Below are 13,443 nucleotides of genomic sequence, written 5' to 3' on the forward strand. Positions count from 1 at the left end.
AGTGTAGTGGTCAACTAAATCCGGACACACAGTTAAGCCGATTTTCGGCCTCTGCTGGCGGTATCCCATCATTGTGTTGATGCGGGCGCCGCCAGTTGTAGTAATCCATCAGGTAGTAGCTGATATCCCGCTTGGCTTCCCGCAGGCTCATGTACCCCGTGGTCGGAAGCCATTCCGTCTTGAGGCTCCTGAACAGCCGCTCCATCGGCGCGTTATCCCAGCAGTTGCCACGCCGACTCATGCTCTGGGTCATGCGATAGCGCCACAGCCGTTGCCGAAATACCCGGCTGCCGTATTGGCTGCCCTGGTCGGAGTGAAACAGCACGCCAGACGGGCAGCCCCGTTGCTGATACGCCATGTCGAGCGCTTTCACGGCCAACTCAGCATCAGGCCTGCCGGACATCGCCCAGCCCACGACCCGTCGGGTGTGGAGGTCGAGCACCGCGGCCAGGTAATGCCAGCGGCCACCTGCCCATACGTAAGTGATGTCGCCGCACCACACCTGATTGGGTTGCGGGGCAGCAAATTCACGCGCCAGATGATTGGGAATATCCGGTCGTTCAGACCGCACGACCTGATAACGATGAGCTCCCGGTTGTTTGGAGACCAGCCCGACCTCCTTCATCAGACGACGCACCTTGAACCGGCCAATCTGATGCCCCAGTGCCCGCATCATTGACATCAAGGCCCGGCTGCCAGCTGAGCCTCTGCTCTCTTTGAACAGACACCGTAACTCACTTCTCTGCTGCCCCCGTTCACGGTTAATTGTGCGCCTGCGAGCCAGATAGTCGTAAAAACAGGCGGTTGGTATACCGAAAGCGCAACAGACCAGGGTGGTGGGGGCTTGCTCCCTTAATCGGTCTATCAGCGCGTACGTTCGAGTTCGTCCGCCATCAAGAGAGCAGTAGCCTTTTTTAGAATGGCCTTTTCGCGTTCAAGCCGGTTGATGCGGGCTTCCAACTCCTGAATTTTTTGCTGCTCAGGGGTCAGCGCCCGGTTAGCAGGTGTAGCGCCACTTCGTTCTGATTGAAGTTGCTGAACCCATCGACGCAGCACGGTTTCGCCGACATCCAGTGAACGGCTGGCTTCGGGGACTGAATAGCCTTGGTCGAGCACCAGGGATGCGGCTTCCAGCTTGAACTCGGCAGTAAATGAGCGACGTAATCTTGTCATTGAACACCTCAAATAATGGTGGCGACTGTACCACCTAAAACGGTGTCCGGGATGATTAGACCACTACAGAGATATCCTTCAATCTTTTGATGAATTTTTCTGACTGAGTACTGTGGCACTCATCCCCTGATGATAAAAAATACTTGTTTAGTGTTTTGGCACATGGAGGATACAGCTTGTCTTTATTTATGCTAGGGGAAGTAAACACGCCTCGAAAAAATTCCCCTTGTGAAGGAAAACCAAGCCATTCGATAAACTGCGATGGATCATAAAGAAACATTTAATACCCCCACCGATTAAACGCCAGCGGCATCTTGTTGAGCTTCTCGCGGTGCTCTCGCCAATTTGGCAGGTGCAGATCCATCAGGGAGATAAATCGCTGGTTATGCTTGCGCTCTAATAGATGCACCATCTCGTGAACCACAATAAATTCCAGGCATTCAGGGGGCTTCTTGACCAACTCGAGGTTGATCCAGATGCGAGCAGTATCTGTTTTGCAGCTACCCCACATGGTTTTCATGCGTTTGATACCCACAAAGGAAGGTGACACCTTTAACGTCTCCTGCCACTTGGCGATAAGATCTGGCAAGCGCTGGCGTAGCAACTGGCGGTACCACTCAAGGAGCAACACCTCGCGGCGGTCTGCGTCATAGTGTGCAGGCACCCGCATACGGATCCAGCCGCCCTGTAACTTGACGCTATGGTCACCATCGGTCTGAATCACATCCAGCCGGTAACCTCGTCCCCAAAGATAATGGGTCTCTCCGCTACACATCTTGCGCTCGCTCTGGCGCGGCTGGGCAACAAACGCCGCCTGCTGCTGTCGAATCCAGGCCAGTCTTCGCACCACTGCAACTCGAATGGCGGTATCTGACAAAGAAGCAGGCGCGGATACACGCACCCGTCCATCAGGGGGTAATACATTGATGTGCAAGTTTTTGATGCCCTTGCGCTGCAACTCGAACGTCAGCTCACCGAAGGTAACCAACGCCATCAATGGTACTCCGGCTGGGCTTTTACCAGGGTCATCACATCCGCGACGGTCACATCGTACTCTTTGATCTCTTCGGCAATAGCAAAGGCAACCTCCCGCTCTTTGAAGCGATCACCGAGCCAGTCCGCTTTTTTGGTATATCTGACGGCAGTATCGATCTTGGTCACCAGCACTTCATCGCAGCCCAAATTGTCATATAGCGCGCGCTTGGCTGAGGTATCTACACTCGCAGGGTAGGTCTGTGCCCCCGCGCTGGCTGGACGTTTCACCTTCATGGCCAGCTCGCGCACCTTTTCCAGATACTCCTGGTAAGAGATAGCCTGAGAGCGACGCAGCTCAATCAGCTCATCGAGCAGCACCGACATCTTTTCGTAGTACTTGGGGTTAACCGGATTCTCGTCGACGATGGTCCGTCGCACGTTGTTTTCAATCGCCTCAGCCATAGCCTCGGGGTCTTTACGCAGTCCCTCAGGCGCCCCCTCAAGCCCTTCAGCTCCCCGCTCGATGATCAGCTCCAGCAATCCCAGCTCTTCAAAGTCCATAAGGGTTTCACTGGGGTCAGCATCAATATAGAGATCCAGCATCTGGCGCATCGCCGGCTCGAATTGCTTCATATCGACGTGATCACTACTGGCTACTTTGATCATGTAGCGCACCTTGCTGTAGTGCTCCACCTCACGACGGATTACAGCAGCCTGGCTCGCGCTATAACCGGCCTCTTCCATCTCCCCCGCCAACGCGGTGAACGCACGGATAAGCTTGGCGACATATTGATAAAGGGTTAGACGCAGCGCCTCCTTGTCGAGCAGCTCATCTTCGTTTGCCCCCGGAGCACAGCAGAAGTAGTGCTGATAATCCAACTCCTCGCGGGGAGCCTTGACCGGTTCGCAGAGCGTTCGCACTACCTCCAGAGCGTCGTCAAGATCCTGCCGTCCTTGCGCCAAGCGATCTTTGAGTAACCCAGCGACATCCTCCTTGTCATAGCCTTCAAACGCCTCGGCCGTATAATCCTTGACGGTCTTCTCAAGAGAGCGAAACAGATCCTTGTAATCGACGATGTAGCCATACTCCTTATCGGCACCATCGAGCCGGTTGACCCGACAGATAGCTTGAAAAAGGTTGTGATCGGCCATCTTTTTATCGATGTAAAGGTAGGTCGCCGACGGCGCATCGAAACCGGTCAACAGCTTGTCCACGACAATCAGCAGCCGCATCCGACCAGGCTCCTTGATAAAGCGCTGTTTGACCGTTTTCTCAAACTCCTCCACCCGCTTGCCAGCCTCATCCTCGCTCTGGCCGAAAAAGTTCGCCAGCATCTTGCGATAGATATGGTATTTCGCCAGCTTTTCGGTCAACCCAGCACCGGTCGTCTGTCCTTTGATGTTACTGGCATTAAGCTGATAGCTGGTGATGATGGCACACTTGTCAGCAAATCCTGCCTGACTGAACAGCTCATAGCTTTTGCAAGCCTGATAGACACTGGAGCACACCAGCATGGCATTGCCACGGCCATCCGCCAGGCGCTGTTTACGGTCAAAATCGAGCAGGATATCGGCCACGATCTGCTCGAGTCGTGAGCGGCTCGAGAGCAGCTTCTGCATCGAGGCCCACTTCTCTTTTAACTGCTGGCGACCAAGTCGGGAGAGCGCCTTGGTCTTCACCTCGAACCATTCATCCACCTTGGCCTGGGACTTGACCCGTTGGTCAATGTCGCGGGCCTCATAACGCAAGTCCAGCACCACCCCATCGCTCACCGCCTCGTCAAACTTGTAGGTGTGAATGAAGGGTCCAAACACCTCTACCGACTTCTTCTTATCCTTCTTCATCAGGGGTGTGCCGGTGAAGCCAATAAAAAGTGCCTCGGGCAATATGCTCTTCATGGCCCCATGCAACTTGCCCGACTGGGTACGGTGGCACTCATCCACAAACACAAAGAGTTTGCCCTTGGCCGCAAAATCAGCCGGCAGGCTGGCTTTGAGCTCGGCGATAAATTCATCGTCATCTCGCTCAGCCGTCTCATCTTCTTCTTCCGTGTGTCGGCCAAATTTGTGTACCAAAGAGCAAAGCAGCCAAGGGTGTGCCTCGTTAAGACAGCGTACCAGATCGGCCCCACTCTTGGTGCGCAGGATCTCCTCTTCAACCCCGGCAAATACTTTCTCTATCTGCTCATCGAGCTCGGTACGGTCAGTGATGATCAAGACCCGACTATCAGCGACATTCTCTCGGATCCACTTGGCCAGCCACACCATGGTCAGGCTTTTACCGCTGCCCTGGGTATGCCAGATGATCCCGCCCTCATGACGTTCAATAAACCGCTTAGCTGCCGAGATCCCGAAATACTGGTTATGGCGACAGGTTTTCTTAACCCCACTATCGAAGACAATAAAGTTGTGAATTAACTCAAGAAAGCGCCCCTTCTCGCAGAGCTGGGCCAGGTGGCGATCCAACGGATTTCCATCCAGCAAAGAGCCGGCCTCTTTCCACTCCAGATAATATTTCTCAGGGGTTTCGATGGTACCGTACCGCAGACCCTGGCTGTCGTTGCCTGCCATGAGCAACTGTTGAGTGGTGAAAAAATTGCGAATGAAATCCTGTTGCTGGTTGTCGAGGTTTTGCCGGATCCCTTCACCGATAGAGACGGTGGAGCGCTTGAGCTCGATCACCCCTAGCGCAATACCGTTAACGTAGAGCACCAGATCCGGCCGCTTGGTATTCTCCCCCGCGACCGTCACCTCCTCGGCGATGGCAAAGTCGTTAGCCTCAGGATTGGCCCAATCTACCAGCCAGACGGTCTGATGCTGCTCACCCGCCCCGCTCTTCTCCTTAACGCCATAGCGCAGCAGTCGGTAGACCTCTTTATTGGCATCATAGAGCTGACGCCCCTCCCCCAGGCTGGCCGCCCGCTCCAGCTGGCGCAGGACTCGGGGAATAAGCGCGCCATCCACCCCACGCCCAGCCAACCAACTGGTCAGCAAGGCGGGCTCGACATTGCGATTGTTGGGGCGGGTATGCCAGTTACCCAGATAGCGATAGCCCAGTGTCTCGCTAAAAAAACGGACGACTCGCTGCTGGGTAGCTCGTTCACGTTGGCCGACAGTTGTCACTGTTGTCATTCCTTCTAATCAAACCAAGCAGCCCAACCGGGCTCATCAGGTTTCCAGGGTTACTCAACACCGTCGTTGATAAACACCCGGAGCAAAACGACTGATAGTGATAAACATCACTCTTCAGCAGAGGTCCCTATGGTGCCTAGATAACGTTCAACAGCCGCAAAATACTTCTGATACTCTTCAATCATTTTTTGCTGATGGGCCTGCGCCCGCTCACCATTCCACTGTTCATGTTCATAAATCAGCGCCAACTTTAGAGAATCAACCCTTGCGGCATTTCGCTCACGAAAGCGCGCTCGTTTTTCGGCATAGGGCTTGTTGCCGTATTCCGAGTTGATGCTGCGTGACACCAGACCCAAATTGCCAAAACAGTCGCGTAATTCAGGGGCTACTTGATTGGTGTCAAAGGACTCAGGCTGCTGTGGCGAGACATGTTCCACCGAGTTTCTGGCAGTCATCCGAAACGCCTGCCACGCACTTCCTTTCTGGGTGCGGTAGCGATCCCACAAAATGTATTCCAGCTTGTAGAACCAGTAATGAGAAAAGTCAGTCCCCTCATTGGCGGTCAGCACCGCCTGCATATCACGAAGCGGATAAGCCCGACTCCATGGATTGAGTACAAACTCACGGGTTCGCACGATAAGAGGCTGTTCACTTTCACTGCACAACAGGTGGTTATCCAGATACTGGAGATAGCAATGAGCGTTTTCACCGCCAGGATCCAACAGATAATTCAGCAGCGGGGTTAACCAGTAATGAGTGGTCAATTGCTGCGAGTGATAGAGCATGCTTTGCAGCATGGCAAAGTTGCTTTCGGCATCACGGCTATCTCGGATCAGGCTCCGGTAGCCTCGGCTTTCATTAACCCTGAGCCGGCGAATACCATGATTTTCTTCATTATTTTCATCGCTGATCCACTTGATGACGTGTTTATCGAACAGATAGCGGCAGCGCCACAACAGCTCGATAAAATAACGCACCTCATTGGCCTGCTTCTGCTTGTCACACTGGGACAGCCCTTCCAGCCAGTGGCTCTGGAAAATCTGTAACAACTCTTTGTCCAGGATCTTGTTGATGTCGTCACGCTGCGACCGTAACAGAAAGAGGCGTAACACATGCTGCAACAACATGGGGAAGCCAATAACGCTGCGCACATCATCCGCCTCATACTCCTCCTCATTTCTTGTCTCACCACTGGATGGCTCCGTCAGGAGTGCCGCACCATTGAGGATCTCTTCCAGTGAATGAGGCTTGATGTCCTGCTGATTATCAAGCGCGAGCAAGGCATCACGTACAGCCAAGGGATCTGCGAGCCGCTCCTGATCGCGTTTTGCTTCATCCGCATCATAAAGAGGTATAAGTTTTAGCCCCTTGACGGTACGCAGATTCTTCTCGACATAGGCGCCCATAAACGAGCATGCATCCCACATCTGACCATAAACTTCCCGTTCACTTCTCTCTGGCAACAATGCCAGCAAGCGAGCCTTCAGAATTTCATGATGCTGCAATTGCACACCGCGATTATTGATAACCTCAAACAACTTGTTGAGATCCGTGTTAGCGGGAACCCGGGTCAGAACCAGTTGTACCCGCTCACGAATAAAACGGCCCAGTTTGACAAGATCAACACGGCTGCGTTCATCCGTCCTGTCTGAGAAATACCCCTCCATCACCTGCATCGCATAGCTCAACGCCGACGCTTGCGGCTCATCAGGCACAGCGCGGCCATCAAGCAACGCCGTGAAAAAGCGGCTAACACCGGGACGAATAGCAAACCGGATACGTGGTTCACGATTATCTCCAAACCAGGCACAGCGAAAATCAGTCAGAGGGTTATGAGCGGTTTGCTCGTCCCTTGAGGGTGGGAGCAGACGCTCCATCACCACACTCAGCAGCCACAAGGTCGTAAAACGTTGCTGGCCATCGATAAGATCCAGCAAAGGATGCCCACATGCAGTCCTCCCCTGTTCAATGACCAGTGTCCCCCCTAGGTAAAACACGTCCTTGTCTGCCTCGCAGGCCGCAACCAGATCATCGAGCAGAACTTTGATCTGATCACTGCCCCACACGTAAAGGCGTTGATAGATAGGGATATTGAAGAGGCGCTTATCTGCAATGATGTCGGCCAACGTGGTCAATTTTGATTCATGTTGCATCTTATTTTTCCATCTTCAGCCAACAGGCAAGCACCCAATTTTTACCCTCAGGGGCAGCGTCAAGCTGGAAATAGCCCAGCAATGCGGCCAGATAACAGCCCTGTACACCCTTCTGGAGGGTAATGTTGCTGACCTTTTTGTATCCCTCTGAACGTTCAATTTCAGAGCTTAAAAATGCCATCACCTCTTCCGGGCGATAGGCACCGCATATCTCATCGAGCAGGTTATAGGGGGCATCTCGCAGGTACTTGAGCGGCGACTCCTTGAAGATGTATTGCTTTTCCAGCCGCAGCCCGCCCAGAACCAGTTCCAGCCCCACGGCAAATGCCAATAACCGTTGATAGCCAAAGCGATCGACATACATCAACAAGGCCAGCTTGAAGAGCTCTTGCAAGTAATAGGCATTGACACATACAACCCGGCGGTAAAACTCACGAAATGCCGTCAACTCCAGGTTGGCGCTCTCCTGATACAACAACGCATCGAGCAACGCCGCATATTTTTGTGCATAGAGGAAGAAACCCACGCCCTTGTGAATGGGCTGACGCAAGGTGAACGGCAAACTGGCTGCACTTCCCCCCACCTGAACAGGGGTCAGAGCCAATCGATAATCGTTGCTGCCCTGCAATTTGAGAGCGCTGGCAAACTGATTGTGGTACCCCGGATAGAGCGGCACCTCGTCGCTCTCAACCCCCCCGATACTTTGCTGCTGAAAAGTCTCCAGCAAACGATCATGATCTTCGCGCTCAATATACTTGTTGCCCCGCCAGTTACGGGCACGCCACAAAAATTGCTCAAACAGTTCGGGGGCATAATCCTGCCGCTTGCCAGCTTGTCGATAAGGGCCCGCCACTTGCACCGCCTCCCAACGCTGGGCACAGAGCTGTTGTAGCGATTCGGCATGCGGACCAGTAACTGCTCGCAAATGATAAGCCTTGAGCAAGTCGGTGGCATTCAGTGGTACACCACGATGGTTCTGGGTATCGAAAAAGGTAAACGCAAGATCTTCACGCTCTACCGTGATCACGGTAAAACGTAACTGCTCAAAGATAGAGGGGTCCAGCTCAATATTGCTTCGCTCAAGCATCAGTTGGCGCGCCTCGTGCAAGTTGCGCGCCGAAATGGGGGATCGATAATGAAACGCTAACCCCTCAGGTAGCGAACCACACAAGGTGTAATACAGCACCGCCAGCGTACTGAGCCGCTGCTGGCCATCGATCACAAATCTGACCTGCTTCTCATCATTACGATGCAGCAACACGGTGCCGAGATAGTAGGCCTGCTCCTTGCTAGAGCGTCTGAACTCGTGTAAATCACTCATCAGTTGATTTACCTTGATTGAGTCCCACACATAGGGTCGCTGATAGTGATCGAGTTGTAATGCGGCGCCCTTACTGCACAGCTCATTAAATCCCTGAACAGTAACATCAACAGGCTGTCCGCGTGTCATGCAACCACCTCCAGCGGCAGGCGGATACGGCCGGTCAGCAACTGCTGCATCATTCCCTGTTTCAAGGAACGGGCCTTGGCCAGCTTTTGCTCCAGCACAGTTAGTTCGCTATCCATATTGGAAAGAATGGTGGCGATGGTGGTTTGTTCGAGTAATGTGGGGATTACTATCATCGTTGCACGGATAATTCCGTTATATAGCCTTGATATGGTACTGCCCTCTGGTGAGGCCCACCGAATCAATTTATAAGCGTGATATAAATACTCATTACAAATCTTGCTTTTATCGATTTTCAACCAGACAATGTTTGAGTCTTGAAAGTATGCAGGATATCCATCATAAATAACAGTTTTACCCAAAGTACCTGCTGCAGATATCAATATGTCTCCCTTTTCAGGAAATGAGTATTTATCTCTAAACTTCTTATATAAAGAAACAGAGATATATGCATCAGGCTCTCCACCAAAGGTCCCTATTTTATAGAAAGGTATCTCACCAACTTCCACTGTCTGACCAGAAAATATACGTTTACACATACAAACTTCAGAGATATCACCTAATGTTGTTGCATCCCAATCTTCAGGAATTTGTCCCAGCTCGCTGGTTTTATAACCTTTTGTGGTACCATCAGGGCGCAGGGCGAACTGCGGCAGGCGGGTACGACCGGTCAGCAGTTGCTGCATGGTGGCGGTCTTGATGGCTTGTTTCTTGACGATCAACTGCTCTAAGCCTGCAATCAGTTCATCAGTATCAGATAACACTCCGGCAATAGCTTTTTGCTCATTAAGTTCAGGAACGTAAAACTTCAACCCATTTATTTTCCCCAACGTCAGCCTTGTGATAGCGTTCCCTGACATCTCATCTTTTATAGTGGATTGGAATGTGGCTGACAATATTTGTTGGACAAAGAACTTAGGCTCATGATGTTTTTTATTTAGCCGTAAAAAAGCCACACTTGATAACAAGCTAAATGGCTCGTCGAGAGGATTTAAACATACATTGCCTGTATTGGCTCCATCCTTGGTTATGAGTATGTCATTTATTGTTACATCACACCGCCTGTATATTTTTTCATGCTGACACTTATCAATATAGTCAGCAGATTTCAGATCCAAAAAACCATTTCTTATGTTTTTAGATGTTATATAAAGGAACTCGCCCCCATTTACCTTGGGTGAAAAATGAGTTCCGTCCTGGATTTTTACAAATAGCTCTCGGCCATTTATCACTTTCCAGTCACTTGGAATCACCCCAATCTCAGTCAGCTTATACCCCGCCGGAATAATTTGCTTGGCGGCCATTTCACCCGCTTTATTCTGCTTCATCTGTTCCGCCATTATGCCCACTCCAGCCCCATGCTCTTAAGATGGGCAGCGACCTTAGCTTCCAGCTCGCTCACGTTTTTGGTGAGTTGTGGCAGGGAACTGCTATAACGCTCCTCCAGCTCCTTGACCCGGTTAGCCAACTGCTGAGTAACCCGCTCAATCTCGGCTTCCAGCGCGCCGCGCAGGCTCGCCTGCCATTTCGCTCCCACCAGCAGAGTTTTAATCTCGCCATCTTGCAGTTTGGGGTAGTGGGCAAATACCGCTTTATCGAGGTCGTCGCAGGCCTCCTTGTGGGCCTTCTTGGCGCGGGTCTCGGCGTCGAACAATTGCTGCGCCAGCTTGAGCACAGCCAGTTCTTCTTTGTCGGTGGCGGCCTTGATACGCGCCTTGACGCTGGCGGCGGTCACCTTCTCCTTGTCGTTCATGGCATCGACCAGACCGCCCTCTTCCCCGCTCTGCTCCTCGATAAAGCTCTCCAGTGCCTGGCTCGCTTCATCCAGCGCGGCTTGCAGGGTATCGAGCTCTTTTTGCTCATGGGCAAAGAAGCGGGCCACCAGCAAGGCGGGCGGGATCAGTTCCGCCTTGTACTTGGCCTTGCCAATCACCAGATCCGGGCTCTCTTTGATCTTTTCGCCCTTGTCGGCAATCAGCTCGCGCAGGACACGGCCCGCAGGCCAGCCATCCTGTGAAAGCACATAGAGATCGTCTTGCAGTTGGTTCTGCCAGTAGTCCATCAGCAGCTGATAGATGGCGTAGGGGTCGAGCAGCTCACCGGTCGCCTCGGCAGCGGTGCGGTAGTGCTCCAGCAGCGCTTCACTCACCTCGTCGATCAGCGCCTTGGGCGAGTCGCCCTTGGCAAACTCACCGAACTGGCACTCGCTAAACCACTGGGCGAACGGCGCCAGCGCCGCTTGTTTGAAGCGGGCAAACTCCTCACAGGCCAGTATGGTGCCCTTGACCTTGGCGGCGGCTACCCGCGCCTCACTGTAACCGGGCCGCAGCGGGGCAAACAGGGTAGCCTTGAGAGTCGGGAATACCCGCCAGTAGGAGCCAAGCGCCGCGATATCGCGCTCTGGGATCCCCCCTTTCAGGTGACCAGCCAGATCGTGCAGATCTTCCCCTTCGCTGCCATCGATATAGCGCGGGATATTGAGGTTGTAGTCGTTGCGGGCGATCTCGCCAAGCGGTACCCAGCGGCTGTAACCCTCCAGGGTCAGGCCACGGGTGAAGGTGTCGACAATCTTGTGGATGTCCTGCTCGCGCAGCCGGTTCTTGTTGCCATCTTTGATAAAGCCTTTGCTGGCATCGATCATAAACAGCTCTTGCTCATTGCCTGCCAGAGCATTGAAGGCGCGGGTGTGGGCGCTCTCTTTGTCGATAACGATGATGCAGGCAGGAATACCGGTGCCGTAGAAGAGGTTGGCAGGCAGACCAATGATCCCCTTGATATAACCTTGTTTCAGCAGGTTCTCGCGGATTCGCGCCTCGGCATTGCCGCGAAACAGCACGCCGTGGGGCAGGATCACCGCACCCTTGCCGGTGCTCTTCAGGCTCTTGATGATGTGCAGCAAGAAGGCGTAATCGCCGTTTTTCTCTGGCGGCACGCCCCAGACAAAGCGGCCGAACTCGTCGTGCTCAGCATCGAGGCCACTGGTCCAGTTCTTGTTGGAAAAGGGCGGGTTGGCCACGGCGAAGTCAAAGGTTTTGAGCTGGTTGTTGCCCTCTTTCCATTGGGGCGCGGCCAGGGTGTTGCCCTTCCAGATTGCGGCAGTGGGATTGTCGTGCAGGATCATGTTCATCCGCGCCAGCGCACTGGTGGCGTTGTCCATCTCCTGCCCGTAAATAGTCAGCCCCTTGGGGCCGGCCTCGTCGCTCGCCTTGAGCAGTAAGGAGCCAGAACCACAGGTGGGGTCGTAGACGGTGGCATCTTGCGGGGTCTGACGGCTGATGCCAATCACCTTGGCCAGAATGCGCGACACCTCGGCTGGGGTGTAGAACTGCCCCTTGGACTTGCCCGACTCGGTGGCGAAGTGCCGCATCAGGTATTCGTAAGCATCACCCAGCAGGTCATCACCTTCGGTGCGGTTTGCCGACAGATCCAACCCCTCGAAGATGGCCACCAGCTTGGAGAGGCGGTCGATCATCTCCTTGCCCTTGCCGAGTTTGTCCTCGTCGTTGAAGTCGGCAATGGTGATCACCCCTTGCAGATCGTTGGCAGTCGCCAGCGCACTGATGATGGTGTTGATCCCCTCGCCTATCTCCTTGCTGCCCTTGAGCGCCACCATGTCGTCAAAACTCGCCCCGGCTGGTACCTCGATCATGGCGTACGGGTTGCCCTTGGCCTTGTCGGAGACGTATTTCACAAACAGCAGGGTCAGCACATAGTCCTTGTACTGGGAGGCATCCATCCCGCCGCGCAGCTCATCGCAGCCAGCCCAGAGGGAGGAGTAGAGTTCGTTCTTTTTGATTGCCATGGTGAATCCGGTCTTTGAAACGGTAAAGGTGGCGCTAAAACAGCGTGTTAATGCGGGTTAGTGTATCCAGTTGAGATTGGGCAGACTATGGCTTGCGCCTCAGAACCTTCGTCTGATGGTGCAGTTGCCTATAAAACCCTCACTCGGATTTAAAAACGGCGGGCGGCGTGCTGCCACCATCGCAACGCAGCGTGCCTAATGAGTCGCTGCGGCACAGGGTGCCATCGGAGGCGCGCAGGTTGCCGAGGCTGTCTTTTCGCCAGGTGACCTTCAGGCCGCTCTTGCTGTTGCTGGCGCGCACATTGCCCAGGCTATCTTGCCGATAGGTGGTGCCGTCACTGCTTCTGACATTGCCCAACGAGTCTTTACGCCAGCTGGTGCCAGAACCTGAATCCCTGACGGTGCCAAGGCTGTCGGTGCGCAGCGAACCATGGCGGCCATCCTGGCATTGATAGCGGGTGTGGCCGAGGCTGTCCTTGCGGTAGGTGCAATCGCCCGCGATTCCAAGTTGGGGGAACGCACCGAGCAAGAAAACGGCTAGCCAGGGCAACCGGGCAATTTACCAGGAGATGAAACTGACGCTCATCGCATGTCTCCTCTGGATGTGAGCTCGACTGACTATACCGAGCGGACTGTGCCGGTTCGATACTGGGGTTTTGCACATGTCGTGTTTTCAGGCGGATACAGTAGCAAACTGCCCACATCCCATCACAGCTCCCCTTTGTTGCCCAAACAGGCATTGTCGCAAGGCTTCTAAATTG

The 13,443-nt window shown here is 53.6% G+C and carries 8 protein-coding genes; all 8 read right to left on the reverse strand.

The annotated features are described in order from the left end of the window. Nucleotides 1-10: 10 nt before the first annotated feature. Nucleotides 11-1,173 (reverse strand): IS3 family transposase gene (locus tag AB5Y93_RS19000; RefSeq protein WP_368229181.1). Its coding sequence is split into 2 segments (ribosomal slippage): nt 11-918 and nt 918-1,173, totalling 1,164 coding nucleotides; the frame shifts between segments, so codons are not numbered across the junction. 280 nt (nt 1,174-1,453) lie between these two features. Beyond that, nucleotides 1,454-2,167: a M48 family metallopeptidase gene (locus AB5Y93_RS19005; protein ID WP_039038872.1), complete on the reverse strand. Its 714-nt coding sequence runs from the start codon at nt 2,165-2,167 to the stop codon at nt 1,454-1,456. Then, nucleotides 2,167-5,271 carry a type I restriction endonuclease subunit R gene (locus AB5Y93_RS19010; RefSeq protein ID WP_368230115.1) on the reverse strand — a complete coding sequence of 1,035 codons (3,105 nt, stop codon included), beginning with the start codon at nt 5,269-5,271 and terminating at the stop codon, nt 2,167-2,169. Before AB5Y93_RS19010 ends, AB5Y93_RS19005 begins: the two co-directional genes overlap by 1 nt. A gap of 116 nt (nt 5,272-5,387) precedes the next feature. Beyond that, nucleotides 5,388-7,433, reverse strand: a complete 2,046-nt coding sequence (locus tag AB5Y93_RS19015) for a DUF262 domain-containing protein (RefSeq protein WP_368230116.1) — start codon at nt 7,431-7,433, stop codon at nt 5,388-5,390. Nucleotide 7,434: 1 nt separating this feature from the next. Then, the gene (locus tag AB5Y93_RS19020) at nt 7,435-8,883 is read right to left on the reverse strand and encodes a DUF262 domain-containing protein (RefSeq protein WP_042016506.1); all 1,449 of its coding nucleotides are present in this window, start codon (nt 8,881-8,883) and stop codon (nt 7,435-7,437) included. Continuing rightward, entirely contained in the window at nt 8,880-10,220 is a 1,341-nt protein-coding gene (locus AB5Y93_RS19025) for a restriction endonuclease subunit S (protein WP_279987499.1), read from the reverse strand. Before AB5Y93_RS19025 ends, AB5Y93_RS19020 begins: the two co-directional genes overlap by 4 nt. Beyond that, nucleotides 10,220-12,682, reverse strand: coding sequence for a class I SAM-dependent DNA methyltransferase (locus AB5Y93_RS19030; RefSeq protein ID WP_042016507.1), 2,463 nt, complete (start codon nt 12,680-12,682; stop codon nt 10,220-10,222). Before AB5Y93_RS19030 ends, AB5Y93_RS19025 begins: the two co-directional genes overlap by 1 nt. Nucleotides 12,683-12,821: 139 nt before the next feature. Then, entirely contained in the window at nt 12,822-13,232 is a 411-nt protein-coding gene (locus AB5Y93_RS19035; RefSeq protein ID WP_279987500.1) for a hypothetical protein, read from the reverse strand. Between the last annotated feature and the right edge of the window lie 211 nt (nt 13,233-13,443).

Source organism: Aeromonas sp. R10-1, from assembly GCF_040908465.1.
GTDB classification, from domain to species: Bacteria; Pseudomonadota; Gammaproteobacteria; order Enterobacterales; family Aeromonadaceae; genus Aeromonas; species Aeromonas caviae.